Origin of the sequence: Streptomyces sp. NPDC018693 (genome assembly GCF_044391385.1) — a bacterium.
In the GTDB taxonomy this organism is placed as follows: Bacteria; Actinomycetota; Actinomycetes; order Streptomycetales; family Streptomycetaceae; genus Streptomyces.
The window spans coordinates 14,725-39,034 of record NZ_JBIRZZ010000021.1; the positions used below are offsets into that span (position 1 = coordinate 14,725).

Consider the following 24,310-nt stretch of genomic DNA (forward strand, 5'->3'; position numbering starts at 1 on the left):
GCGGCTCACTCGGCAGCGGCCACCTGGCGAAGCGTGCGTCCGCTCAGCACCGAGCGGGCCCGGCGCGGATCCGGGGTGCCGTGGCCCTGCCCGTGGCCGCGCCCGGCCCTGACGAGCAGCCACGCCTGGTCGTCGGGTTCGTCGCGGATCCGGGTGAGGGCGTACTCGCCGCGCAGCTTCGACCCGTGCAGCCGGAAGGTGGCATGCCCGCGCTCCAGGGACTCGGCGAAGTCGACCGGACGCCCCCGGCGGTCGTGGCTGAGCGGCTCGTAGGTGCCCTGGTCCCACACGATGACGGTGCCGCCCCCGTACTCGCCCCGCGGGATCACGCCCTCGAAGTGCTCGTACTCCAGCGGATGGTCCTCCGTCGGCACCGCCAGCCGTTTGTCCCGCGGGTCGTCGGACGGGCCCTTGGGCACCGACCACGACTTCAGCACGTCATCGACCTGCAGCCGGAAGTCGAAGTGCATCCTGCGCGCGTCATGGATCTGCACCACGAACCGCGCCCCACCGCCCACCCCACTCCGCAGCCCCTCCGGCTCCCCGGACCGCGCCGGATCCCGCTTACGGCGGTACTCCTTCAGCCGATCGCCCACAACTGCCTCCTCGTGCTCACCGCCCCCGAGTACCCGAAAGCCCCCGTCGGCCAACGCGCCGGCCCGGCCCGCGCCTCACGGAAGCGCGTGTGCGGGTCAGAAGTTGGAGATGACGCTGGTGAGGACCTCGCTGATGACCTTCGGGTTGTGAGCGTCGTAGGCGCGGCCGCCGCCGGCGGCGGCGAGCTTCTCCAGCACCGTGCGGCCGCCGGCGTCCTGTTCGTCGGCGTCGGAGCCGTAGGCGATCGTGAAGACGCGGATCCGTTCGCCCGGGCCCTCGATCCGGGTGAGCACGTCCTGCAGCGTCGGCTTCTCCGGCACGCCCTCGTTGCGGCCGTCGGTGAGCAGCACGATGGCGTTGATGGCGTCCGCCCGGTAGCCGGCGCGCAGGGTGGTCACCGCCGCGTCGAGCGTGCCGTACAGCCCGGTCGCCCCGTTGGGGACCAGGCCCTTGACCTCCCTGGTGAGCTGTTCGCGCCGGGGCACCCCCTCGCCGGGCAGCTCGTCGCTCATCGGGCCGATGGGCACCAGCGGCTGGTAGTGGTGCTCGCCGTCGATGTTCGCCGCGTTGGAGAACCGCCACAGCCCGACCCGGTCGGCGTCCGAGAACCCGCCGAACAGCGCGGGCTCGGCCTCCTTCAGCAGCTCCATCTTGGTCTTGCCGGTGCCCGGCACCTTGTCCTCCATCGACAGGGACGTGTCGATGACGACGAGCACGTTCGCCGGCCGGCGCAGCCGCGACCACGCCTGCTGGATCCGGTCGAGGACCTGTCCCTGCGGTGCGCGGTAGGCGGACAGTTCCGTCTCGGGCAGGGCGCCGTTCGCCGGGGTGACCGCGGAGCCCGGTTCGCGTTCATGGGTGCGGAACCCGTACGGCGCGAAGTACTTGTCGAAGACGGGCCGGCTGTGCAGATGGGCGAGGAAGTCCAGCGCCACCGTCTGCTTCACCGACGGCAGTCCGTTGAGGACGACGTACGGGTGGTCGCTCTCCGGGTTGCTGTCCTTGGGGTAGAGCGACACCAGCGGTGTGGTCGGCGGGCTCGTCCGCGCGCACTCGCGGCGGCTGTCGGTGGAGTACGAGCCGCACGGGAAGCCCTGGTTGTACGCGACGACCGCGGCCTCCTCGACCGTCACGGCGGACATGTGGTCCACCGCCCGGTCGGGACCGCCCTCGTCGTCGGCGACGCGCAGGTTCGACAGGAACGTCAGCGTGTCGTCGCCGTAGTGCACCACCGACTTCTCGATCTCCCGCACCAGCGCCTGGTTGGCGGGGTCGTCGATGTCCTTCAGGGACAGCTCGGCGCTCGTCCCGGTCCGGGCGTAGAAGGCGCCGACGGTCGCGTTGAGCCCGGAGGTGGAGTAGTGCGGATTCGTCTTGCCGAGTTTCAGGGCACCCCACTGCCGCTGGCCGCGCTCGGCCCAGAAGTCCTGCGGATCCTGTGCCCATTGGGCGAGGTCCTTCCAACCGATCCGCTGCTCCGGCCAGCCCAGAGCCTCGGCCATCTGCTTGGGCATGGCGATGGTCAGCGGGCTGGTCACGATCGGGTCGGCGGTCTCCGGCAGCTTCTTGAGGGCCTCGGGCGTGGCCCGTGTCCGGGCGAGGGCGAGCCAGTCGCGCCCGGCGGGCGACCACACGTCGGGTTCCGGACCGTCGTCCTCCGTCCAGCCCCTGGCGAGCGCGCGCATGCCGGTGCCGGAGTTGACGCCGTCGACGACGACCTTCACACAGCGGCCGTCCGCCTGACGCGCCCCGTATCCGGCGGCGGCCTCGCCGAGCGACGTCGACAGGTCGACGGACGCGGCGATCCGCAGGGTGACATCGGCCTGGGCCGCGGGACACGGCTTCAGCGCGGACACCGCGCTGGTGGTGTTGACCCCGTCGTCACCGTCGTCCTTTCCGCCGCCGGACGTCAGCAGGGCCCCGAGGAGCGCGATCACCAGCGTCAGCGTGACGATCCCCAGGACGGTCAGCGCCGCCGAGCGCCAGCGCCAGGAAGCGAACAGCAGGGCCGGGGCACGGAGGAGCTCACTCGGCGGCCGGGCCGGCTTCTGGCGTCTGGTGTGCTGGGAGGAGCTGTCGGAGTCGGGCTCGTCGGTGCTGGCCGACTGGGACGGGGGAGTGACGCCGGACATCAGCCCAGTGCCGCGGCGGGCGGTCCGAGCCGAAGGGCCGTTCAGGGGGCGGGTGACGGTGGAGTCCGGGGAAGCACCTGTGGTTCCGGGCGGTGGTGGCGGGAGCGCGCCCGCGGGGAGCCCCACCGTCTGCGTCGGTCTCTGCCCGCCGCCTGCCCCATGCGCTGCCTTCGACGGCTCGGAGACCAGCGGCGGCTTCGGGGCGTTCTCGCCCTGCGGCCCGAGCCCCTTGCGCGCCTCCCTGAGCACCTCGACGGCCACGTGTGCCGCGTGCTCCGCCGCCAGACGCTGCTTGCCGCCCGCGTCGGCGGCGTGCTTGCGCCCGTCGGCCTTGTCGCTGATGCCGCGGATCGTCAGCGTGTGCACTCCCGAGACATGCGCCGCGTGGCTCACCCCGGCGCTCTCCATCTCGATCGCCACGGCGTCGTTGTAGTGGTGCTCCAGCTGTTCCTTGAGCGCGGAGCGGGGATCGTTCAGGACGACCTCCCCCGCCGCGATCGGCTTGTGGTGCACCTGGAATCCCGGCGCCTGGTTCACGCGCAGCGCCCGCTGCAGCAGCCGGTGCGAGGCGTCCCACACCCGGGGGCGGACCAGACTCACCCCCGGGTCGTGCTTCTCACTGTGGTAGGCGTAGATACGGTCGCCGATGACGACGTCGCCTATCTTGACGTCGTCCTTCAACGAGCCGGCGACGCCGACGAAGAGCAGCGCCGTCGGCTGGAACTTCGCCCGCGCCTGCTCGGTGATCACGGCCGCCGCGATGTTTCCCTGCCCGATCAGGGCGAGCGCGGCCCACCAGCCCGTATCGGCGAGCCATCCGCAGTCGAAAACCGTGCCGGAGTCGTTCTCCTCCTGAACGACGTCGGTGAGATGCTGCCGCACCGCGTCGTACTCCAGGCGCAGTGCCGTGAGGATTACCACCGTGGGACGAGAGTCTGTCACGTGATCAACCGGGCCTCTGCTCCGACTCCATGACTGCCGACCTGGGAGACATACCGTAACTCCGGACCGTGAAACCGGCAGCAACTCCGCTAATCACAGGGTGCGTTGATCCGACAACGTGATAGCGCCCCGGCCCGTGCCCGGCGGTGCGCGGACCGAGGCCCTGTCGCCTGCGCGCCCGTTCGCTGTCACGATCCTTCCCGGACCCGTACCCGACGACGACCCGCGGAGCGCGCGCATGACGATGACCTGGGAGACAGCAGCGAAGGCGGCCGGGCTGGAAGTGCGTCCGGTCGCCGGGCACATCGGCGCCGAGATCACCGGCGTCGACCTGGCCGGCACACTCGACGACACCACGGTCACCGCGATCAGGGCGGCGATGCTGCGCTGGAAGGTGGTGTTCTTCCGCGACCAGCGGCTGGACCACGCCGGACAGGTGGCGTTCGCCCGCCGGTTCGGCGAACCGGTCCTGCTGCCCCGCCGCGGCAGCGCCTCCCCGCCCGACGTCCCCGAGATCGAGACCACCGCCGACCGGCTGGAGCTGGGCGGCCGCTTCGGCATGGACCACGACGAGTGGCTCCAGCGCCGCCGGCACACCCTGCTGCGCGGCTGGCACTGCGACCACGGCGCCCGCGTCGACCCGCCCGCCGCGACCATCCTGCGCGCCGAGACCGTACCGCCCTACGGCGGTGACACCACCTGGTCCAACCTGGCCGCCGCCTACGCCGGACTCTCCGCCCCCGTACGGCGGTTCGTGGACGGCCTGCGCGCCGAGCACCGCCTCGGCGTCGGCTACCAGGCCCGCCCCGGCGACGACGCCTATCTGCGCCACCTCCTCGACCACCAGGTCGCCTCCGTGCACCCGCTGGTGCGCGTCCACCCCGAGACGGGGGAGCGGATCCTGTACGTCAACGGCTACTACGTCGAGCAGATCACCGATCTGTCGCGCGCCGAGAGCCGGGCCGTGCTCGACATGCTGCTGGAGCAGGCGGTGCGACCCGAGTACACGGTCCGCTTCCGCTGGGAGCCGGGCAGCGTCGCCTTCTGGGACAACCGGGCCACCATCCACCTCGCCCCCGGCGACACCGCCCACCTCGGCTTCCCCCGGACCATGCACCGGGTGATGCTCGCCGGTGACGTGCCGGCCGGGGTGGACGGCCGGCCGTCCGAGCCGATCGTCGGCACCGAGCCGGGCCGCTGGTAGAGCCCACCGGTGCGAGCGTGCGTGCCAGGCGTCGCGGGCAGGCGGGACTTTCGAAGCACGCCCTGGGGCGGACCTCAGGCGGGCCGGGCGCGGGTCACGAACGGGCGATCGCCCTCCGGCAGGAACACCACGAACTCACGGGCGCCGTTGACCACGCGCGCCAGACCCAGACGCCCGTCGTCGCGCACCACGGCCTCGACGGGGCCGCCGCCCTCGACGATCCGCTCCACCTGCCCGTAGTGCCGCACCAGGGTCCGCGCCGGCCCGTCGACCCAGAGGCCGACCCGGGCCCCCTGCCGCAGCGCCGCCAGCAACTCCTCCCGCAGCGGCCCGGGGACCGCGCCCCGGACCCGGTGGTGCAGACGCTCCTGGACGCCCGGTTCGTCGGGCGCCCGGTCCGTCAGTTCCCGGCACCTCGGGCAGGCCGTCGTCCGGCGCGGGTTGAACGGGCTGCGGTACACGGTCAGCCGGTCCCTGGTGATGCCGCACAGCGTGCGGCCCGCGCTCAGCGCGTGTCCCGTGCCCGGCGCCTCGGTCTCCTCGCAGGCGGTGAAGAACGCGGGCTCGCGCGCCGACGCGAAGCTCCAGCCCCGCCGCTCATGCTCCGCCATGCCGTCGGTCCTCCGTCGTCCGTTTCCCGCCCAGGGCTGCGTCGGTCAGGACACCCGGGTGCCGGGGGGTGGTTCGGTGTCGATCGTACGGCCGTGACCGGACAGCGCGACGGTGACCTCGTCCTCGACCGGCGGCTCGACCTCCTGCGCCCGGTTGCCCGTGGCGGCGTAGCAGCGCAGCCGGACCGACTCGGGGGAGACGTCCACCCGCAGGAAGGACTTGAAGAACGGCGGGCTGTACGTGGCCGAGCCCGGCGAGAACAACTGCGTGTACATCTTGCGCACGGGCAGCCGGAACCGCCTGGGCCGGTCGGGCCGGCGGCCCGTGCCCAGCAGGCCGGCGACCAGCCGGGTCCGCCGGGTCACCCGCGCCCCCGGACCCGGCGCGCGGCCCGGTCGGATGCCCAGCCGCTCCTCGATCACCGCCGTCGCCTCGTCCTCGGTGAGGGAGAAGAAGCGGCGCAGCCGCAGCCGGCGGCCGTAGAGCCGGCTGTAGAAGGCGAGGGAGTCGCCGCGCAGCGGATAGCACCGGAAGTCGTCCTCGGTGACGCCGGCCACGTCGACGCGGGGGATGGTGTGCGTGGCGTGCGTGAAGGCACCGCCGCCGCCGGAGACGACGTACTGCAGGGTGCGGCCGTCGGGCAGACGCACCGGGTAGCGCTGGTAGTTGTGGATGTCGCCGCCGATCGCCGCGACGTAGTGGTGCTCCGGTGCGCGCACGATGTCGTCGACGGTGCCGCCGCCCTCGACGGGGCACGGGTGGTGCTCGCCGTCCACGTACAGCGGCGAGCCGGTGATCAGGATCTTCGGCCGGGGGCCCCGCGAGACCTCCCGCAGCCATGCGCCCTGTTCGGCGTCGATGCCGCCCAGCAGCCCCGTGTCGATGCCGATGATCCGCACCGGGCCCGCGTCGATCGCCCAGTACGGCCCCGGCTGGACCGCCTGCTGGGCCGGTGCCGACCGTGACTTCCGTGCCTCGGCGAGGTGTTCGCCGTCCCCGCGGCGCGGCCGGTGCCACAGCAGGGAGCGCAGCCAGGCACGGGTGAGCGGCCGGGGCCGCGGCCCGTCGGGCACCGGTGGGGCGTCGTCGCAGAACACCCGCATGAAGGCGCCGAGGTCCTCGTACCAGTCGTGGTTGCCGGGTATCGCGTAGATCGGCGCCGGATAGTCCCGGTAGGGGCGGAAGAACTTGGTGTCGTAGTCGTCGGCGCTGCCCACGGGATAGATCACGTCGCTGGCCAGCACCGCGAAGCTGGTGTCCTGACCGGCTTTCAGGAAGCCCGGCACCACCGCGTACTGGGGTTCGTCGCCCTCGCCGGTGTCGCCGATCACCATGAACGAGAAGCGGTCGGGGTCATCGCGCCGGATCACCTTGTCGGCGGGCGCGCCGGCCGCCGCCCGCTGGGCCACCCACCGGGCACGGGTCCGGCCGGTGGGGTCGCCGAACCAGGAGGCCAGCACGCCGTTGCGGGCGGCCCACAGCATCCGCGGGTCCAGCCAGGAGACCTTCTCGACCTGTTCCGGCACGAGTTGCTGGTAGGCGCCCCGGTCGGCGGGGCCCCAGCCGGCGCCCGCCGCGGTGTCGCGCGAGGAGTCAGACACGTGGGCACCGTAACAACGATCCGGGGCGGACGGTACGGCCGGATCCCTCAGCGGCCTTGAGAGGCAGGGCCGTTGGGCCTCACCGGGACCGCGCCCGCACCGTCGTCCGGCTGCCGTCCGGCGTGTCCCGCCCGTCCGCCGGGGGCGTTTGGCGGTTCCACTCGCCGTCGCCGAGGACGAGCAGCGGGTCGAACATCACCAGACTGGCCCCCAGACCGGCCATGAATCCGCGCACGGTGACGGCCGCCCACAGCGCCGCGGTCGCCGCGCCGACGGCGATCGCCACCGACAGCGCCACGGTGAGCGGGCCGCACTCGACCGACCCGTTCGACTGCACCGCCGCCATGCCCAGATGCATGGCGGCGACCCCGAGACCGGTGACCGCACCCGCGCAGACCGCTGTCCGGGGCGTGGCACCGCGATGCCCGACGACGAACACGCCGACGCCCACCACGACCACCGCCACGGCGAGGCTGAGCACGGTGAGCCCGACGTGGTAGCCGGATCAGGGTCTCCCGGACCTGGAACCCGATCGACGCGGCCCCGAGGGCCAGTCAACCGGCCTTCCACGACCGCGCGTCCAGCAGCGTACCTTCCATGCGCCAACTCCCCCCAGAGTGACGGATGTTGATCGAGAGAGGGTCTACGTGCCGGGGGACGGTGAGTGCAAGCCTTTCCCGCGAGTCCCGAGGTACCGTCACTCGAACCGGGACGTGTCACCCGCCCCCCGCCGCACGATCTCCGCCCCGCCGCCCGAGAAGTCGATGACTGTCGTCGGCTCGGTGCCGCAGTCCCCGGAGTCCAGCACACCGTCCACCACGTGGTCGAGCCGGTCCTTGATCTCCCAGCCCTGCGTCATCGGCTCCTCCTCGCCGGGCAGCAGCAGCGTGCTGGACAGCAGGGGCTCACCGAGCTCGGCCAGCAGGGACTGGGTGACGACATGGTCCGGGATGCGCACCCCCACGGTCTTCTTCTTCGGGTGCTGCAGCATCCGCGGCACCTCCTTCGTCGCGGGCAGGATGAAGGTGTAACTGCCGGGCGTCGACGCCTTGATCGCCCGGAACACGTCGTTGTCCACCCGCACGAACTGCCCGAGCTGCGCGAAGTCCTGGCAGACGAGGGTGAAGTGGTGGCGGTCGTCCAGCTGCCGGATGGTGCGGATCCGTTCGATGCCGTCCCGGCTGCCCAGACGGCAGCCCAGCGCGTAGCAGGAGTCCGTCGGGTACGCGATGAGCGCGTCCGCACGGATGGCGGCCGCGACCTGGGCGAGGGTGCGCGGCTGGGGATTGTCGGGGTGCACGTCGTAGTACTTCGCCATCCGCCGAGCTTATGCCGTGAACGGCGGCCAGGGCGCGCGGGCGGGCGCGTTTCGGCAGGTGGAGCCCGGACGAGCGGCACAGGTCGGTGCGGTAACGTCCCGACCGAGACAACGGGTTCGGCACCAGTGACGAGGAGAGAAACCCACATGGCCGGCCGGGACGAAACACCCCGCCCCACGGACGCCACCTGGGCGGAGGAACTCCTCGACCACCTCCACCCGGCCGACGGCGACTTCGGCCGTGTCGTCGGCTGGCTCGCGGCCACCGTCGACGCGACGGTCTCCCTGCGCGACGACACCGGCACCGTCCTCGCGGGGCCGGACCTCCCCGGGGAGCCGGGTCTTGTCGCGGACGTCGCCGGCGGCCGCCTCGCCTCCGCCGCCTGGGCGGCGGACGGCCGGCACCTCCGCCTGATCAGGATCGACCACCGGCAGCCCGGCCCGGCCTGCGTCCTCGCCGTGTCCCGCACCGCTCCCTTCGACCGGCGCGCCTCCGACATCGTCACCCGCACCGCCGCCGTCCTCGCCCTGCTGCTGCGCGCCCGGGAGACCACCGCCACCGGCCGGCGCCTGGAGCGGGCCACCGCCGACCTGCGCCTGGCCATCCTGCAGTTGCTCATGGTGGAGGACACCGTCGCGGCCCGCCGGGTGGCCGCCGGCTGCTGGCCCGGCCTCCTCGACACCGACACCGCCTGCGTCTACGTCGTCGAGAGCCGCCCCGAGGACCGCGACCGGCTCGCTCAGGAGTGCCTGACGGCCACCGACGACCAGGCGCTGGTCGTGCGCTGCCCCGCGATGGACGGCCATGTCATCGTCGTCGCGCCCGACGACACCGTGGCCGGGCGGCTGCGCCCGCTGCTGGACCGGCACCCCGGCACCTTCCTCGGCGGTAGCGTCCCGCTCAGCCTCGCCCGCACCGCCACCGCCTACGGACAGGCCGTGAGCGCACTCGCCGTGGCCCGCCACCGCACCGACAAGGCGGCCGTCTACGCCGAACGCACCCGCCCCGAACGGCTGATGGACCCCGATGCCCTGCACGCCTGGACGACCCGGCTGCTCAGCCCGCTCGACACCCTCCCGCACCACACCCGCGCCGAACTCCTCGCCACCACCCGACTCGGCCTGGAGTTCACCGCGGTCAGCGCGGCCAAGGTGCTCGGCGTCAGCCGCAACACCGTCCGCGCCCGCATGGAACGCGTCGAGTCACTGCTGCGCACCGACTTCTCCGACCTCACCGTCCGCGCCACCGTCCACCTGGCCCTCAACACCCATGCCACCCGCGCCGACGACCTGCCCGCGGACTCCGACGCCGCCCCGGCCCGCCTCGCCGACCTGCTGGCCGGCCGCGCGCTGCGCAGCTGGGCGCACGCCCTGCTCGCCCGCCTCGACACCGATGCCCGCGATCTGCGCCGCACCCTGCGCGCCTGGCTCGCCGCCGGCGCCAACGCCGAACGCGCCGCCCAGCTGCTCGGCGTCCACGCCCAGACCGTGCGCGAGCACGTCCGCAGCGCCGAGCCCGTCCTGGAACGCCAGCTCCTCGCCGCCGGCAGCGACCTGTACGAGGTCGTCCTCGCCCATCTGGCCACCCGCGACCTGGACGGACCCGCCCCGCTCCCGGCGGAATGGGGTCTTCCAGGCGCATCTGTGCACGAGTGAGTCCCACGGCGCCACGAGTGGGCACCGGCGCGATTCACAACACCGTCGCCGTACACATATGTTTCGAGAGCCGGGGGGACGCGACCGGAACGGGGGACCGGTCGCGTCCCCGCCGCAGGTCAGGCCCGCAACGTCAGCGGGCCGGCCGCGCGATGTCAACCGGTCAGCCGCGCAGCCGCACCGGGATCTCCTGCCAGCCGAAGGCGATGAACGACGGCACCTGCGTCAGCTCCTTCGCCTCGTCGGCCAGTCGCACCTTCGGGAACCGCTCGAAGAACGCGGGCAGCGCGGTCAGCGCCTCCATCCGGGCCAGCGGTGCCCCGATGCAGCGGTGCACCCCGATCCCGAACGCCAGATGGTCGTCCGCGCCGCGCGTCGCGTCGAAGACGTCCGCGTCCGCCCCGTAGTGCGCCGGGTCCAGACCGGCCGCCGCGTACGTCGTGATGATCGCGTCCCCGGCCGGGATCGTCACCCCGGCCACCGTCAGGTCACAGACGGCGAACCGCAGCGGCAGCGAGGCGATCGACGGATGCACCCGCAGCGTCTCGTCCACCACCGCGTCCCAGGAGATCTCCCCACGCCGCACCGCCGCGAGCTGCTCGGGGCGGCGCAGCAGCGCCACCACGGCGTTGCCGATCAGGTTCACGGTCGTCTCGAACCCCGCGCCGATGACCAGCAGCAGGGTGTAGAGCAGTTCCTCGTCACTGAGCCGGTCGCCGTCCTCGTCGCGTACCCGGATCAGCTCGGTGGTCATGTCGTCGCCGGGGTGCTCGACCTTGTGGGCGATGAGCCCGCCCAGCACCGCGCCGATCTGCTCCTGCACGAACGCCGCGTGCTCCGGGGTCGGGTCGGAGGTGTCCATGATGGCCGCGATGAGCCGGCCGGTCGGCTCCCGCAACTCCTCCGGCACACCGAAGAGTTCGCAGATGATCCGCATCGGCAGCGGATGGGCGAGCGCGGCCTTCACATCGGCGGTGTCCCCACCGGTGCCGTCGCCCGCCTCCAGCGCGTCCAGCAGCTCCGTGGTGATCGCCTCCACCCGTGACCGCAGCGCCTCGGTGCGCCGCTGGGTGAAGCTGGGCGCGACCAGCTTGCGCAGCCGGGTGTGGTCGGCGCCGTACGTGGAGAGCATGTTGACCACGCCGACCCAGCCCAGGATCCAGGCCCAGGACGGGTGTTCGCCGATCTCCGGCCAGAGCCGCCAGTGTGTGCGCGGGTCCTTGCTGACCTGCGGGTCCAGGATCAGCGCCTTCAGGGTGTCGTACGCGGTGGGCGCCCAGGCCGGGATACCGCCCGGCAGCTCCACCGGCACGATCGGGCCGAGCGCGCGCAGCCGGGCGCTCTCGGCGGCGATGTCGGCGCCGAAGGGATCGAGGGCGATGCGGTCGGTCATGGTCACGAAGGGACTCCTGGCTGGTCGGGGGTGCGGGCGGTGAAACGGACGGGCAGCGCGGTCAGCGACCGGTGGAACGGACCGGGCCGCCAGCCGAGCCGTTCGCGCGGCAGGGCGGGTTCGAGGTCGGGCAGCCACTGGGTGAGCCGCTCGATCGCCTCCGTCACGATGAGCAGGGTGTGCTGCCTGGCCGGGCAGGCGTGCGGACCGGCGCCCCACGACAGGTGCGAGGCGTCGTTGGGGTGCCGCCCGGGTCCGTGGGCGAGCGCGCCGAACGACACCACCACCGGGATCGCGTCCCGCAGCCACACCCCGTGGAAGGCCACCGGCCTGCGCGCGTAGTAGATGCCGTAGTTCGTCAGCGGCGTCTCGTGGTGCAGCACCTCCACCACCGCGTCCGTCACGGGCCGGGCGCCGCTGGTGAGGGTGGAGTAGTAGGCCGGGTTGCCCAGGACCCTCGACAGGGTGTTGGACAGCAGGTTCGCGGTCGGCTCGTAGCCGGCGCCGAGCGTGAGGAACACCTGCCAGGTGACTTCCTCCGGGGTCAGCCCCGCCGGATGGTCCAGCAGCCGGCTCGGCAGGTCGTCGCCGCGCTGCTCGGCCTTGGCGGCGATCAGCTCCAGCACATAGCGGGCGTACTCGGCCTCGCCCTCGGCGGCCTGCGCGCCGCCCTCCATCATGCGCAACAGGCCCTCGTTGAGCCGGTCGCCCTGACTGTCCGGCAGCCCGAACAGGTCGTTGAACACCAGCGCCATCAGCGGCCGCGCGAACTCCCCGACCAGATCCGCCTCGCCCTTCGGCCCGATCCGGCCCACCAGCAGCCGCACCGCCCGGTGCACCCGCGTGCGCAGGTCGTGCGGCTCGACCAGGTCGAACACGTCCAGCAGCGTGCGGCGGTAGCGCACATGCGCGGCGCCGTCGGCGAACAGGGCGTTGGGCCGCCACCGCATCATGCCGAGCACCGGCGCGTCCACCGGCACGGTCGCCTCCCAGGCACGCGGGTCGTGCGAGAACGTCTCCGGGTCCCGCAGCACCTCCAGCGCGGCCCGCCGCTCGGTGACGACGTACGCCGGGACACCGGGCGCCAGCTCCGCCCAGCCGATCGGGCCCTGCGCGCGCAGCGCCGCGTAGTAGCGATCCGGGTCCGCCGCGAACGCCTCCTCCCACAGCCGCACCGGCGCGGAACGCGAGAAGTCGTGCTGGTCCGGGGGATAGGTGGTCACCGGGCCTCCGCCGGGTCGCGGTCGATCAGATGGTCGACCAGGGCGAGCAGCGCGTCGATCGACGAGCCGGTGTCGCGCGCGTCGCACGTCACCATCGGCGTGCCCGCCTCCAGGTCCAGGGCGCGCCGCAGCTGGTCCTCGCCGTAGTGGCGGGGCGCGTCCGGGAAGGCGTTGAAGGCGACCGCGTACGGCAGCCCGCTGTCCTCCACCAGCCCCAGCACGTCGAACGACGCGTCGATACGACGGCTGTCGACCAGGACGAGCGCGCCGAGCGCCCCGTAGGAGACGTCGTCCCACAACGACCGGAACCGCTCCTGGCCCGGCGTCCCGAACAGGTACAGCACGACCCCGCCGGGCAGGCTGATCCGGCCGAAGTCGATGGCGACGGTCGTCGTGGACTTGTCGCGGATCCCGGCCAGATCGTCCACCCGCGCGGACGCCTCGGTCAGCCGCTCCTCGGTGTGCAGGGGCCGGATCTCCGACACCGAGTCGATCAGGGTCGTCTTGCCCACCCCGAACGGCCCGGCGACCAGGATCTTCACCAGGTCGCGGGCGGTGTCGGGCAGATGGATGCCGGCGGCGGGCGAGTCACTGGTGCTTGAGGGCGCGGAGGCCATCGGCCACTCTCTTCAGCAGGTCGGGTTCGAAGCGTTCGGCGGGCGGGATCGGCGCGCGGGCGAGCACCAGGTCCCGGTCGGCCAGGTCGGCCGCGAGCACGCGCACCGCGGAGACCGGCAGCCGCAGCAGGGCCGCCGCCTCCACCAGCGCCAGCGCACCGCCTTCCAGGACGTCCAGCAGCGCCAGCTCGGCGGCGGTCAGCCCGGCGGGCACCGGCGCCTCGCCACGGACCAGCACGGACAGCCGCTCCAGCTGCGGCCGGCTGGGGCGGGCCACACCGCCGGTCGACAGATACGCGGGAACCAGGGGACGTCCGGCCGGGCGGCCGGTCATGCCGGCGCGTTGTCGTCGGCTCCTCGGGGCACGGCCACCATGGCCTTCTCACCCAGCCGCGCCACCTGCGAGTGCACCCGGTGCGCCAGCAGGTCCAGACGTACCTCGCCGTCCCCGTAGGCGGCCACACAGGTGCCGTGGTCGGTCGGCACGATCAGGACATAACCGTGGTCGGACTCGATGACGACCTGCCGCACCTCGGCCCGCTCGGCGTCGGCGAACGCGGCCGCCGCCGTCCGGCACGCACCCTGCACGGTGCTGGTGATCGCGGCCACCCGCTCGGCCGACGGCTGCGACAGCGCGTCGGTGTAGCCCGTCACCAGGCCGTCCCGGGTGAGCATGACGGCGGCCACGACGTGCGGCACCTGCAGGATCGGCTCCAGCACCCATGCGGTGTCGCCTGCGTTGCGGCTGGTCATCGGGCCGCGCCTCCTTCGTAGTCGTTCTGTACGTGCTCGTGGCTGTGCGTGTGGTCGGCAGCCGTGTCGGAGACCGCAGGGCCGGCCGTCGTCTGTTCGCGCCCAGCGGCCCCGCCACCCTTTGGGTGGGCGCTGCCGGCCTCCGTCGCCATGGCGCGGGCCGCCGCCGTGCCCGACTGGAGGGCGCCGAGGGCGGCCGCGGACTCCTCGGGGCGGCGGGCGGGGCGTCTCGGGGAGCGCGGCCGTGGGACGTCGGGGGACTGCGCGGGCCCGCCGCGAGGACGGCGGCGCCGCTGGGGCAGTCCGTCGGCGTCGGGGGGCGGACGGTGCTCGGTCACCTCGTACGGGGAGCCGTCGGGGCCGTACGCGTGGGCCGGTTCGGGGGCGCGGGTGGTGCGCGGGGCGCTGGCCGCCGGGGGGCGTTCCACCGGGTCGATACGGCTGAGCAGGTGGCTGTCGATGCGCAGCACCGCCCGCACCCCGCCGTAGGGCGAGGCCGACGACACATCGACCCGCAGGTCGAACTGGCGCGTCAGCCGCCCGATCGCGGCGAGCCCCATACGCGGCGGATCACCGAGGTCGGTCAGCAGGATCGGGTCGTCGCCGGCCACCAGCCGCTGCGCCCGCTCCCGCTCGTCCTCCGTCATGCCGAGCCCGACGTCGTCGACGGTCACGCACACACCGTGGTGGACGTGCTCCAGGCTCACCACCACGTCGGTGTCGGGCGCCGAGTGCCGCAGCGCGTTGTCGAGCAGTTCGGCGACGATGATGGCGACGGGCTCCACCGCGTGCGACACAAGAGCCGTGCCCGGCTCCAGGTGATGGTGGACCTTGACCCGGTGGTAGCCCGCGAGCCGGGCCTGACCGCCCGTCACCGCGTCCACCACGTGGGACTCCTCGCGCGCCAGGCCCACCCACGCCCCGCACACCACGGCGGCGACCTGTGCCCGTCGCAGCGACTGCTCGTTCTCGTGGTCGAGCCGGAACAGGGTCTGCGCCAACTCGGGATCGTCGTAGCGCTGTTGCAGTTGACGCAGGGCGTCCTGCAGCCGGTACAGGGCCGCCTGGATCTCCCGGGTGGCGCCTCGCATCCCGGCCTGCGCGGCGGCGTCCACACGGGTGCGCTGCGCGACCACCTCGGCGCGCAGCGCCCGAAGCACGTTGTCGAGCGCGATACCGAAGGGGGTGCCCTCGGTCAACGGCTGGAGCGTGCCCGGCACTTCGAGGTGCGGATGGGCCACCTGGCGCGCGGCGGCGGGCACCCGGCGGGCCGCCAGGTGCTCGACCTCGGCCGTGAACGCCTTCAAGGAGCCGTCGAGTTGGGTGCGCAACGCGGCGATCTCCGCGCGCTGCCGGGCCTGTTGGCGCCGCAGTCGCAGCAGCCCGCCGCCGAGAGCGAGCGCGGACAGGGTGCCGGCGGCGAGGCCGCCGACGGCGAGGTCCGGTAATTCGATCATCGATACGGTTCCATGGGGGGTCGTCCGGGGGTCCCGCGTGCCGGGCGCTGCGGAGCACAGTACACACCGTCATCGATCGGTCTCGCACGGTCGAGCGATACTTCGCTCGGAATGCGCCCGCCTTCTGTTCACTTCTGCGTCGACTGACCGAATTGCCGTGCGGGCCGGGTGAGTTGGCCTGCCCGGAAGTGCTCGGTGCTTGGCCGAAACACTCGCTCGTCACGGGGTGATCGCCCTATGATCGCCGTACGATCATCACACGGATCGCGGGCTCCGATCGAGGGCTGTCCTCACGGTGGCGTCAGCACCGCCAGGGTGCCGTTGGCCTGGCGCAGGGCCCGTTCCAGTCTCGTCGGCGCGTGCAGCGTGCCGCTCCCGTCCGGCGGGATCAGCCACTCCAGGCTCCGCGTCGGCCGGTACGGCGGCGGTACGGCGACCCAGGACCCCCGGCCCGCGTGCCGCACACCCGCCCCGATCCACCGGCTGCCGGGGTCGGGCGGCAGGAAGAAGCCCACCCGGTGCGCGACGGTGTCGACCAGCGTCGGCCCGGGCAGGGGCAGCGCGGGCTGCCACAGCAGATCCAGGGTGAGCAGTCCGAGCCTGTCGGGCACGCTCAGTACGTCCCAGAACCGGCCCGCCGCCAGCAGGGCGATCCCCTCGCCCTGGTCCCAGTCCCGCTTGCAGGCACGCGGGTCCGTCGCGGCGGCGGCGAGCCACTCCACGCCGCGTGTCCACATCGCATCGCTCATGTCCGGCTCCGTGTGAGTCCATGAGGCCGCGCTCCGTGCGGCGCGGTCCGTGACGCCGACTCGGCACATGCATGCTGGTAGATCTTTCTATCTGACGGAAGGGGTGGCGTGACCTGGCGTTTCACCGTGTTTCGTTCGATCTCCGCGTCCCTGTTCGGCCGGGCCGATGAGGGGTACCCGTCGGGCGCTGCACGTGAAGCGAACGCAGGGAGGAGAGCCGTATGGCCACCGGCACGGAGACCGGCGGTGTGACCGGTACCCGGGACAAGAACTACGACCTGATCTGGTACGTCGAGGCGTGCCTGGACAACGCGTTGCGCCTGGAGACGTACATCCAGGACGCCGAGCGCGACAAGGACACCGAGGTGGCGGACCTGTTCCGCAAGGCGCAGGCGGACAGCCGCAAGGGCGCCGAACTGGGCAAGGATCTCCTGCGCTCCCGCCTGAGCGGCGACTGACCTCCTGCCCCAGGGCCCGGGCGCCGCGCGACGAGCACGGTGCCCGGGCCCACCTGCGCGCGGACCCGGCGTCCCCGTTTGTTAGGCTCCGGCTCGCCTCCCGTGGGGGAAGTCCGGTGAGAGTCCGGCGCTGACCCGCAACGGTGTGCGCGGCGACCCGGTGGTCCCGCGCGAGCCCGATCGCCCGTGGGTGGCGCGACCCGTTGACTGCTCGCCGTGGACTGCGAGAGGGGGACCGCGCGGCCGGAGCGCCGTACGGGCTGCCTCCCTGCTTCTCCGCAGGCGGCCCGAGGCGAAGGACCGCCCCCGTGCGCCGACCCCCGACCACCGGCCGGACCTCCCTGCCGCACCTCGTCGGCGCCCTGGCGGTCCTGCTGTGCGCGTCGGCCGTGGCCGGGGTGGGTCTCGGCGCCGCCGGGATCGGCCGGCCGGACGTCCTGCGGTTCCTGTGGGCCGGGGCGACCGGCGGCACGGTGCACGCCGCCGACGCCGCCGCGTACACCATCGTCTGGGAGATCCGGCTGCCGCGCGTGGTGCTCGGCGCCGCCGTCGGCGCGGGCCTCGCGACGGTCGGCGTGGCGGTCCAGGCGATGGTGCGCAACGCCCTCGCCGACCCGTTCGTGCTGGGCATCTCCTCCGGCGCGGCCGTGGGCGCCAACGCCGTGATCCTGCTGGGCGCCTTCGCCGGGCTCGGCGTGTGGGCGCTGTCCGCCTCGGCGTTCGTCTCCGCGCTCGCCGCGATGACGCTGGTGTACGCCGTGGCCCGCTCGCCGCACGGCCTGACCCCGCTGCGGCTGATCCTCACCGGCACGGCACTGGCGTACGGCTTCGAGGCCCTCACCACCGTCATGGTGTTCGGCGCGGCCCGCGGCGAGGCGGCTCGCTCGGCGATGATGTGGCTGCTCGGCAGCCTCGGCGGCGCGACCTGGACCCAGGTGCCGCTCGCCGCCGTCACGGTGGTCGCCGGCTGGGCGTGGCTGCGCCGGCGGGCCGAGGCGCTGAACGCCCTCGCGATGGGCGACGAGACGGCGGCGGCGCTCGGCGTGCAGCCCCGGCTGCTGCGCCGGGAGCTGTTCCTGGTCACCGCCGCCGTGACCGGGACCGTGGTCGCCGTCAGCGGGGCCGTCGGGTTCGTCGGTCTGATGGTGCCGCATCTCGCACGGATGCTGGTCGGCGCCGACCACCGCCGCGTGCTGGCCGTGGCACCGCTCGCCGGAGCCGCCCTGCTGATCTGGGCGGACGTACTCTCCCGCCTGCTGCTCGCCCCCGCCGAACTACCGGTCGGGGTGATCACCGCGGTGGTCGGCGTGCCCGCCTTCCTGCTGCTGATGCGACGCGGCGGCCATGCGTTCGGCGGGCGGTGACGAGGGTGGTGGTGACGAGGCTGGTGGTGACGCGGACGGTGACCCCGCCGACGGCGATGCGGGCGGATGGTGGCGCTGCCGACGGTGGTCCTGCTGGCGCTGCTCGCGGCGATCCGGCAGCCGGTGACGCGGCGGACGGTGATTCGGCGAGCGGTCATGCGGGCGGACGAAATGTCGGCGGGGGCCGAGAAGGGGGAACGTCCATGCGACTGGACGTGGACGGTGTGACCGTCGAGGCGGGCGCGGCCCGGCTGGTCGAGGACATCCGGCTGGCCGTGGACAGCGGCACCTTCGTCGGGCTGGTCGGACCGAACGGCAGCGGCAAGTCGACGCTGCTGCGCTGCGTGTACCGGGCGCTGCGCCCGGCCGCGGGAGCCGTCCGGCTCGACGGCGACGACGTGCACGCCCTGCCGCCCCGGGCCGCCGCCCGGGTGCTGGCGGCGCTGCCGCAGGAGTCGTCGGCGGAGTTCGACTTCACCGTCGCCGAGGTCGTCGCGATGGGCCGCCTGCCCCACCGGGACCGCACGGCCGCCGGCGACCGGTCGGTCTGCGCGGACGCCATGGCCCGCACCGGCGTCACCCACCTCGCCGACCGCGGCTTCCTCGCCCTGTCCGGCGGAGAGAAGCAGCGCGTCCTCATCGCCCGGGCGCTCGCCCAGCAGCCCCGGGTGCTGGTCCTCGACGAACCCACCAACCACCTCGACATCGCCCACCAGCTGGACGTGCTGTCCCTGGTCCGGGCCAGCGGCCTGACCGCGCTGGCCGCCCTGCACGACCTCAACCTCGCCGCCGCGCACTGCGACCGGCTGTACGTCCTCGCGGGCGGGCGGATCGTCGCCTCCGGGCCACCGCACGACGTCCTCCGACCCACGCTGCTCGCCGGGGTGTTCGGCGTCCGCGCCCACCCCGTACGGCACCCCGAGACCGGTGCCGTCCAGCTCCTCTTCGACCTGCTCCCGTAAGGAACCCCATGCGCAAGCTGTCGGCCGCCGCCCTCTGTCTGACCCTCGCCGCCACCGCGACCGGCTGTGGCGCCACGGTCGAGACCGCCGAGGACGCCAAGGGCGCGGCGGTCACCCTCACCAACTGCGGCCAGGAGGTGACGTACGACCCCGTCCCGCGCCGCGTGGTCACCAACGACGTGGGCATCACGGAGCTGATGTTCGCCCTCGGCCTGGAGGACCGCATGGCCGGGTTCGCCATGCCCGACGACAAGGGCGACCTCACCGGCGTGCCCTGGAAGGACGGCTACGACAAGGTGAAGTGGCTGTCCAAGGACCAGCTCACCAAGGAGGACGTCCTCGACGCCCGCGCCGACCTCGTCTTCGCCGGCTGGAACTACGGCTTCCGAGAGGACGCCGGCTTCACCCCCGACGCCCTGAGGAAGCTCGGCATCCCCTCGTACATCCTCACCGAGTCCTGCCGCAACGGCCGTACGAAGACCGCGCGCGGCATCATGCCGCCCCTGGACGCCCTCTACGCCGACCTCACCAACCTCGGCAGACTCTTCGGCGTCGAGGAGCGCGCGGCCACGCTCGTCGCCGACTTCAAGCGGCGGATCGCCGACGTGCGCGCGCAGGCCCCGCGGGGCGACGCCCGCCCCACGGTCTTCCTCTACGACAGCGGCCAGGACCAGCCCTTCACCTCCGGCCGCTACGCCGCCCCCGAGCAGATCATCAGCGAGGCGGGCGGAGTCAACGTCATGCACGACGTCGAGGACTCCTGGACGACCGTCGGCTGGGAGAGCGTCGTCCAGCGCGACCCGGAGGTCATCGTGATCTGCGACTACGGCGATGTCAGCGCCGAGCGCAAGAAGGAGTTCCTGCTCTCCTACGCGCCGCTGCGGGACGTCTCCGCCGTCAGGAACAAGCGGATCTTCGTCCTCGACTACGTCGACCTCGTCGAGAGCCCCCGCAACCCGTCGGCGATCGAACGCCTCGGCGCCTACCTGCGGACGGTGACACAGCCCTGAGCGGGCATCACCGGCCTCCGGGCGACGAGCCGATGGTGACCACCCGCGCCCAGTCCGGCGGCGCGTCCGGCACGTAGTCCGGGTCCCGCTCGTCGTACGGCCGGCCCGTGCGCGGCCGGGGGAACAGACCCACCACCGTCCGCCACGGCGGGCGGGCGGTGGGCCAGGGCGTCTGTCCGTCCGTGAGGGCCACGACGACGTCCGGGCGCGGCTGCGCCCGCAGCGCCGTGGCGAAACCCGCGCGCAGATCCGTCCCGCCGCCGCCCAGCAGCGGGATGCCCTCGCCGTGGCACAGCGGGTGCACCAGTCCGGCCGCCGCGTCGCACGACAGTACGGTGACCAGGTCGCGGCGGCCGCCCACGGCCTGGGAGATCGCGGCCACCTCCAGCAGCGCGCTGCCCAGTTCGGCGTCGCTGACCGAGCCCGACGTGTCGATGATGACGAAGACCTTCGGCGGCCTGCGCCGCAGGCTCGGCAGTACGACGCCGGGCAGTGCGGCCGAACGCCGCGCCGGGCGGCCGTAGACGTAGTCCTCGCCCGCGCCCGGGCCGGAGGCCGCCGAGCGCACCGCCGCGCCGAGCAGCTCCCGCCAGGGCTGCGGCGGATGGAACACCTCCTCCGCCCAGCGCCGCCATCTGCGTGGGGCCCTGCCCGGCCGGGCGGCGATGCCCTGCGCCACCCGGAACCGCACCGCGTCCTGCTCCTGCGCACTGAGCCCATGGGCGCCGCCCGGCCCCAGATCCCACTCCCGCTCCAGCCCGTCGGCGCCGCTGCCGCAGTCCAGCCACGCAAGGTGCCGCAGGTGCGGGCCGAGCTGGAACTGGCGCAGATAGTCCTCCATGAGCTGCCCCTCGGGCAGCTGCAACGAGGCCGGTTCGACGGCGCCCTCCGGGCGGAGCAGACCCTCGCCGTACACGTCGTCGTTGATCTCCAGGTCCGCCGCGATGTTCATCCGCAGCCGTTCCCCCGGCCCGGTCAGCCCGCGCTCCCGCGCGACCCGGTCACCGCGCCCGTGGTGGTCGCGCAGCAGATGCGACACCTCGTGCACCCACACCCCGGCCAGCTCCTCCTCCGGGGTCGCGTCCACGAACGCAGGCGAGACATAGCACCGCCAGTGCCGGTCGACGGCCATCGTCGGCACCCGCGGCGACTCCACGACGTGCAGCGCGAACAGTGCCGTCGCCAGGTAGGGCCGGACCCGGGCCGCGTGCAGCCGGGCGGCGAAGAGCTTGTCGCGGTCCAGTGACCTGGGCGACCTGGCGTGATCCGGCGAGCCGTGCACTCTGCCGGGGCCCGCTGCGGCTGACCGGCGGTCGCCGCCCGCCGGCTCTGGGGTTCTGCCGTGGTCTGGTGGGGTGGGCGGTCCGTCGCGGTCCGCCGGCCTTGGGGTTCTGCCGGGGCCTGCTGCGGCTGACTGGCGGTCGCCGCCTGCCGACCCTGGGGTTCTGCCGTGGTCTGGTGGGGTCGGTGGTCCGTTGCCGTCCGCGGGCCTTGTGGTTCCGCCGTGGTGCGGTGTCCTTGGTAGTCCCGCGCGGGCCGGTGCGCTCGGTCCCCTGTCCAGGGCCGACGCCCAGGTCGTGCCCGGTGTCCCCGGCGTGCCCCTGGTCATCGGACCGCCTTCGCCGCGACCGCCGCCGTCCGGGCCGCCGCCTTGTCCGCGCGCCGGGACAGGGAGACCACGCCGGCCAGTCGCTCGATCGCGGCCGGCACGTCCCAGTCCTGCTGCCGCAGCGAGGCCAGGGTGGTCGCGGGGACCACCACCACGTCCGGGGCGCCTTCCTCCAGCGTCCGCACCATCAGCGCCCAGGCCGCGTCCCAGCGGGCCCTGTCCGGGCGGGCGCGGACGGCCTCCACCACGCCGTCGAGGACGGCCTGGCGCAGATCGCCCCGCTCCGGCAGGACCGCACCCGCCGGATCGGCGAGCAGCAGCTCGGGGTCCGGGAGGTCCATACGGTCCACGCCCGCCAGCAGCTCCAGCCCGGGTCCGTCCCCCACCGTGCCCCTGACCAGCAGGGAGAGGACGTCCCGCGACGCGCCGGCCGCGGTCGCGAAGGCGATCAGCCGCACGGTCATCTCCCAGCTCCGGGGAGACGGCCAGGCACCGCCCCGGCGGGTCTCGCTGTCCGGCAGGCGGTGCACCAGCGTCGGACGGGCGGCGAGCAATCCGCACACCGCGCGGCGCGCGAAGTCCACGGCCGAGGGCAGCCGCTCCGGGTCGAGCCGGGGCAGGGTGGCCCGGGGCCACGTCCCACCGAGGCCCCGTACGACGACCTCATGGTCATGGGTCCACTGCAGATGCACGAACCGGTTGGCCAGTGGCGGGCTCAGCTCCCAGCCGTCGGCGGCCGACGAGCGCGGGTTGGCGGCGGCCACGATCCGCACCCCGGGCGGCAGTTGCAGGGCACCGACGCGCCGCTCCAGCACCAGGCGCAGCAGCGCGGCCTGCACCGCGGGCGGCGCGGTGGACAACTCGTCCAGGAACAGCAGACCGCGCCCGGCCCGCACCAGACGTACGGCCCAGTCCGGCGGGGCCATCGGCACGCCCTGGGTGGCGGGATCGTCCCCCACGACGGGCAGGCCGGAGAAGTCGGACGGCTCGTGCACACTTGCGATCACCGTGGTCAGCGGCAGGTCCAGGGAGGCCGCCAGCTGGGTCAGGGCGGCGGTCTTGCCGATCCCGGGCTCACCCCACAGCAGGACGGGCAGATCAGCGGCGACGGCCAGGGTGAGCGCCTCCAGCTGCATGTCGGGGCGCGGCTCGGTGACGGTCGTACGCAGCAGGGTCAACAGCTCGTCGGCTACGGCGAGTTGAGAAAAGGGCATGGGAGATCACCTTGGGGTTCGTGACGGAAGAAGAAGGGAAAGGGCTGACTGATCGTCAGCTGAAGGTCGCGTGGCGCGTCCGCTCCCGGCGTGCGCCCGTGCGGCGGCGCCGCCCCGGAGATCCGCTCCGGCGAGGCGCGGGATCGGTCAGGCCGGCCCGGAACAGTCCGTAGGCGATCCGGCGTCGCGCGGCCTCCTCCAGGGCGTCCCGCAGCGGTCCGTCGCGCAGCGCGGCGCCGGGGCCCAGCAGGTCCTCGACGACGGCCAGCGCGCCGGCGATGTCGCCGTGGACCAGGCGTTCACGGACGCCGGTGAGGCAGTCCGGGCGGCGGTGCGCCCGGTCGATCGCCTGGAGGCAGGGCAGGGGAGTGCCGGTCAGCGCGGCCAGCAGCTCCTCACGCCGGATCTCGTCGGGGTCGTGGTCCAGTGGCACCAGCACCCCGTCGACCAGGCCGATGCGGTGCCGGGCGCCGCGGCAGTCCACGAGACGCGGCTGCCCGGCCGGCTCCGCGACCGGTGCGGGACCGACCGGCACATGGCCCGGCACCAGCGCCGAGGCGACCAGCGGGTGCAGCCCGTCGGCCCCGATCGCCCCGGCGCGCAGCAGCTCCAGGTCGGGCAGCACCCAGGTGGCCGCGTCCGGCAGGACCGGCAGGCCGGCGCGGCGGCCCGCCGGGGACACCGCCGCGATGCGCGGCCCGGGCGGCGCGCCGCCGTCGCTGTCCGCGACCAGGTCCAGCACCAGCCGCTGCCGGGCGCCCAGACGCACCGCGACGGCCCCGTCGGACCGCCCCTCGGCGTGCAGCAGGAGCCCCGCCTCGGCCGCCCAGCGGTCCACGGCACAGCCCTGCGCGTCGGGCACCCCGTCGTCCCAGGGACGGTCGGCGCCGCACCGCACCCGCAGCTCGGCGCTGTGCCGTACGTCCCACAGATGGCGGTGCAGGTCGAGCCGGAACCGCCGACTGGGCCGGGGGTGCGGATGGCGGCCGGCTCCGGCGTCGGGCCGGGACCCGTCCCACAGCGCCAGACCGACGCGCTGACCGGCGTCCGCCCAGGCGGGCGGGGTGCGCACCACCAGGTGCACCGGGCTCCGCCCGTCCGGCCCGGCGGCGTCGTACCGGGCCAGCGGGACGGTCAGACCCGGTCGCAGCAGCCCGTCCGGGGCGATTCTCGGCAGGTGCCAGCGCAGCAGGTCGGGCGCCAGGTGGCGCAGGTCCTCCCGTACGCGCGCGGTGAGCTCCCGGCCGTGTGTGCGGGCCAGAGCTCGGAGGTCCAGGTCGACATCGACACCCGCGGCGGCACAGGCCCCCGCCCAGTCGCCGGCACGGCGGCGGGCGGTCGCGGTCTCGATCATGGAGGGCGGCACGGCGTACGCACGCACGCGCCGCCAGAAGGAAAGGCGGGAATCCTCGTCCGCGAAGTGAGTGGTCATCAGCACT

22 protein-coding genes and 1 riboswitch are annotated in these 24,310 nt (G+C 73.7%); of the genes, 6 read left to right on the forward strand and 16 right to left on the reverse strand.

Annotation, left to right across the window (positions count from 1 at the left end; all coding sequences use genetic code 11):
- Positions 1-5 precede the first annotated feature (5 nt).
- On the reverse strand, positions 6-596 hold the full coding sequence (locus ACH5AC_RS34385) for a DNA polymerase ligase N-terminal domain-containing protein (protein ID WP_398866230.1): 591 nt from the start codon (positions 594-596) through the stop codon (positions 6-8).
- A gap of 96 nt (positions 597-692) precedes the next feature.
- Positions 693-3,650, reverse strand: a complete 2,958-nt coding sequence (locus ACH5AC_RS34390) for a substrate-binding domain-containing protein (protein WP_398866231.1) — start codon at positions 3,648-3,650, stop codon at positions 693-695.
- A 259-nt stretch (positions 3,651-3,909) separates the two neighbouring features.
- On the opposite strand from ACH5AC_RS34390, the gene ACH5AC_RS34395 reads away from it, so the two are divergent.
- Positions 3,910-4,875, forward strand: coding sequence for a TauD/TfdA dioxygenase family protein (locus ACH5AC_RS34395; protein ID WP_398866232.1), 966 nt, complete (start codon positions 3,910-3,912; stop codon positions 4,873-4,875).
- Between the two features lie 74 nt (positions 4,876-4,949).
- On the opposite strand, the gene ACH5AC_RS34400 is transcribed toward ACH5AC_RS34395, so the two are convergent.
- The 4 genes from ACH5AC_RS34400 to ACH5AC_RS34415 form a co-directional block, all read right to left on the reverse strand.
- Positions 4,950-5,486, reverse strand: coding sequence for a hypothetical protein (locus ACH5AC_RS34400; RefSeq protein WP_398866233.1), 537 nt, complete (start codon positions 5,484-5,486; stop codon positions 4,950-4,952).
- Between the two features lie 45 nt (positions 5,487-5,531).
- Positions 5,532-7,088, reverse strand: coding sequence for a metallophosphoesterase family protein (locus tag ACH5AC_RS34405; protein WP_398866234.1), 1,557 nt, complete (start codon positions 7,086-7,088; stop codon positions 5,532-5,534).
- A gap of 79 nt (positions 7,089-7,167) precedes the next feature.
- Positions 7,168-7,569: an MHYT domain-containing protein gene (locus ACH5AC_RS34410; RefSeq protein ID WP_398866236.1), complete on the reverse strand. Its 402-nt coding sequence runs from the start codon at positions 7,567-7,569 to the stop codon at positions 7,168-7,170.
- A 216-nt stretch (positions 7,570-7,785) separates the two neighbouring features.
- The gene (locus ACH5AC_RS34415; RefSeq protein ID WP_398866237.1) at positions 7,786-8,406 is read right to left on the reverse strand and encodes an L-threonylcarbamoyladenylate synthase; all 621 of its coding nucleotides are present in this window, start codon (positions 8,404-8,406) and stop codon (positions 7,786-7,788) included.
- A gap of 147 nt (positions 8,407-8,553) precedes the next feature.
- On the opposite strand from ACH5AC_RS34415, the gene ACH5AC_RS34420 reads away from it, so the two are divergent.
- On the forward strand, positions 8,554-10,062 hold the full coding sequence (locus tag ACH5AC_RS34420) for a helix-turn-helix domain-containing protein (RefSeq protein WP_398866238.1): 1,509 nt from the start codon (positions 8,554-8,556) through the stop codon (positions 10,060-10,062).
- 163 nt (positions 10,063-10,225) lie between these two features.
- Here ACH5AC_RS34420 and ACH5AC_RS34425 read toward each other — a convergent pair whose 3' ends face one another.
- From ACH5AC_RS34425 to ACH5AC_RS34455, 7 genes are all read right to left on the reverse strand, one after another.
- The gene (locus ACH5AC_RS34425) at positions 10,226-11,461 is read right to left on the reverse strand and encodes a cytochrome P450 (RefSeq protein WP_398866239.1); all 1,236 of its coding nucleotides are present in this window, start codon (positions 11,459-11,461) and stop codon (positions 10,226-10,228) included.
- Positions 11,458-12,678 carry a cytochrome P450 gene (locus ACH5AC_RS34430; protein WP_398866240.1) on the reverse strand — a complete coding sequence of 407 codons (1,221 nt, stop codon included), beginning with the start codon at positions 12,676-12,678 and terminating at the stop codon, positions 11,458-11,460. The genes ACH5AC_RS34425 and ACH5AC_RS34430 overlap by 4 nt, the downstream gene beginning before the upstream one ends.
- Positions 12,675-13,295, reverse strand: coding sequence for a GTP-binding protein (locus ACH5AC_RS34435; protein ID WP_398866241.1), 621 nt, complete (start codon positions 13,293-13,295; stop codon positions 12,675-12,677). The genes ACH5AC_RS34430 and ACH5AC_RS34435 overlap by 4 nt, the downstream gene beginning before the upstream one ends.
- Positions 13,267-13,629, reverse strand: a complete 363-nt coding sequence (locus tag ACH5AC_RS34440) for a DUF742 domain-containing protein (RefSeq protein ID WP_398866242.1) — start codon at positions 13,627-13,629, stop codon at positions 13,267-13,269. The genes ACH5AC_RS34435 and ACH5AC_RS34440 overlap by 29 nt, the downstream gene beginning before the upstream one ends.
- Positions 13,626-14,048, reverse strand: a complete 423-nt coding sequence (locus tag ACH5AC_RS34445; protein ID WP_398866243.1) for a roadblock/LC7 domain-containing protein — start codon at positions 14,046-14,048, stop codon at positions 13,626-13,628. The genes ACH5AC_RS34440 and ACH5AC_RS34445 overlap by 4 nt, the downstream gene beginning before the upstream one ends.
- Positions 14,045-15,505, reverse strand: a complete 1,461-nt coding sequence (locus tag ACH5AC_RS34450; RefSeq protein WP_398866244.1) for an ATP-binding protein — start codon at positions 15,503-15,505, stop codon at positions 14,045-14,047. The genes ACH5AC_RS34445 and ACH5AC_RS34450 overlap by 4 nt, the downstream gene beginning before the upstream one ends.
- Positions 15,506-15,795: 290 nt before the next feature.
- A complete protein-coding gene (locus ACH5AC_RS34455; protein ID WP_398866245.1) occupies positions 15,796-16,254 on the reverse strand; it encodes a hypothetical protein in 459 nt (152 codons plus the stop codon).
- Between the two features lie 221 nt (positions 16,255-16,475).
- On the opposite strand from ACH5AC_RS34455, the gene ACH5AC_RS34460 reads away from it, so the two are divergent.
- The 4 genes from ACH5AC_RS34460 (at position 16,476) to ACH5AC_RS34475 (ending at position 20,048) form a co-directional block, all read left to right on the forward strand.
- Positions 16,476-16,712 carry a hypothetical protein gene (locus ACH5AC_RS34460; RefSeq protein WP_398866246.1) on the forward strand — a complete coding sequence of 79 codons (237 nt, stop codon included), beginning with the start codon at positions 16,476-16,478 and terminating at the stop codon, positions 16,710-16,712.
- Between the two features lie 105 nt (positions 16,713-16,817).
- Positions 16,818-16,898: riboswitch (cobalamin riboswitch) on the forward strand.
- A gap of 122 nt (positions 16,899-17,020) precedes the next feature.
- Positions 17,021-18,076, forward strand: a complete 1,056-nt coding sequence (locus ACH5AC_RS34465) for a FecCD family ABC transporter permease (protein WP_398866247.1) — start codon at positions 17,021-17,023, stop codon at positions 18,074-18,076.
- Positions 18,077-18,279: 203 nt separating this feature from the next.
- Entirely contained in the window at positions 18,280-19,038 is a 759-nt protein-coding gene (locus ACH5AC_RS34470) for an ABC transporter ATP-binding protein (protein ID WP_398866248.1), read from the forward strand.
- Positions 19,039-19,046: 8 nt separating this feature from the next.
- On the forward strand, positions 19,047-20,048 hold the full coding sequence (locus ACH5AC_RS34475; protein ID WP_398866250.1) for an ABC transporter substrate-binding protein: 1,002 nt from the start codon (positions 19,047-19,049) through the stop codon (positions 20,046-20,048).
- Positions 20,049-20,055: 7 nt separating this feature from the next.
- Here ACH5AC_RS34475 and ACH5AC_RS34480 read toward each other — a convergent pair whose 3' ends face one another.
- The 3 genes from ACH5AC_RS34480 to ACH5AC_RS34490 form a co-directional block, all read right to left on the reverse strand.
- Positions 20,056-21,330: a VWA-like domain-containing protein gene (locus ACH5AC_RS34480; protein ID WP_398866251.1), complete on the reverse strand. Its 1,275-nt coding sequence runs from the start codon at positions 21,328-21,330 to the stop codon at positions 20,056-20,058.
- Between the two features lie 323 nt (positions 21,331-21,653).
- Entirely contained in the window at positions 21,654-22,871 is a 1,218-nt protein-coding gene (locus ACH5AC_RS34485; RefSeq protein ID WP_398866252.1) for an AAA family ATPase, read from the reverse strand.
- 55 nt (positions 22,872-22,926) lie between these two features.
- The gene (locus tag ACH5AC_RS34490; protein ID WP_398866253.1) at positions 22,927-24,303 is read right to left on the reverse strand and encodes a hypothetical protein; all 1,377 of its coding nucleotides are present in this window, start codon (positions 24,301-24,303) and stop codon (positions 22,927-22,929) included.
- Between the last annotated feature and the right edge of the window lie 7 nt (positions 24,304-24,310).

Bases quoted from the DNA above. Each gene is read 5' to 3' on its own strand.
- ACH5AC_RS34450 (WP_398866244.1), bottom strand. From the start codon at position 15,505: ATGATCGAATTACCGGACCTCGCCGTCGGCGGCCTCGCCGCCGGCACC.
- ACH5AC_RS34415 (WP_398866237.1), bottom strand. From the start codon at position 8,406: ATGGCGAAGTACTACGACGTGCACCCCGACAATCCCCAGCCGCGCACC.
- ACH5AC_RS34435 (WP_398866241.1), bottom strand. From the start codon at position 13,295: ATGGCCTCCGCGCCCTCAAGCACCAGTGACTCGCCCGCCGCCGGCATC.
- ACH5AC_RS34475 (WP_398866250.1), top strand. From the start codon at position 19,047: ATGCGCAAGCTGTCGGCCGCCGCCCTCTGTCTGACCCTCGCCGCCACC.
- ACH5AC_RS34420 (WP_398866238.1), top strand. From the start codon at position 8,554: ATGGCCGGCCGGGACGAAACACCCCGCCCCACGGACGCCACCTGGGCG.
- ACH5AC_RS34490 (WP_398866253.1), bottom strand. From the start codon at position 24,303: ATGACCACTCACTTCGCGGACGAGGATTCCCGCCTTTCCTTCTGGCGG.
- ACH5AC_RS34460 (WP_398866246.1), top strand. From the start codon at position 16,476: ATGGCCACCGGCACGGAGACCGGCGGTGTGACCGGTACCCGGGACAAG.
- ACH5AC_RS34440 (WP_398866242.1), bottom strand. From the start codon at position 13,629: ATGACCGGCCGCCCGGCCGGACGTCCCCTGGTTCCCGCGTATCTGTCG.
- ACH5AC_RS34445 (WP_398866243.1), bottom strand. From the start codon at position 14,048: ATGACCAGCCGCAACGCAGGCGACACCGCATGGGTGCTGGAGCCGATC.
- ACH5AC_RS34395 (WP_398866232.1), top strand. From the start codon at position 3,910: ATGACGATGACCTGGGAGACAGCAGCGAAGGCGGCCGGGCTGGAAGTG.
- ACH5AC_RS34485 (WP_398866252.1), bottom strand. From the start codon at position 22,871: ATGCCCTTTTCTCAACTCGCCGTAGCCGACGAGCTGTTGACCCTGCTG.
- ACH5AC_RS34400 (WP_398866233.1), bottom strand. From the start codon at position 5,486: ATGGCGGAGCATGAGCGGCGGGGCTGGAGCTTCGCGTCGGCGCGCGAG.
- ACH5AC_RS34470 (WP_398866248.1), top strand. From the start codon at position 18,280: ATGCGACTGGACGTGGACGGTGTGACCGTCGAGGCGGGCGCGGCCCGG.
- ACH5AC_RS34455 (WP_398866245.1), bottom strand. From the start codon at position 16,254: ATGAGCGATGCGATGTGGACACGCGGCGTGGAGTGGCTCGCCGCCGCC.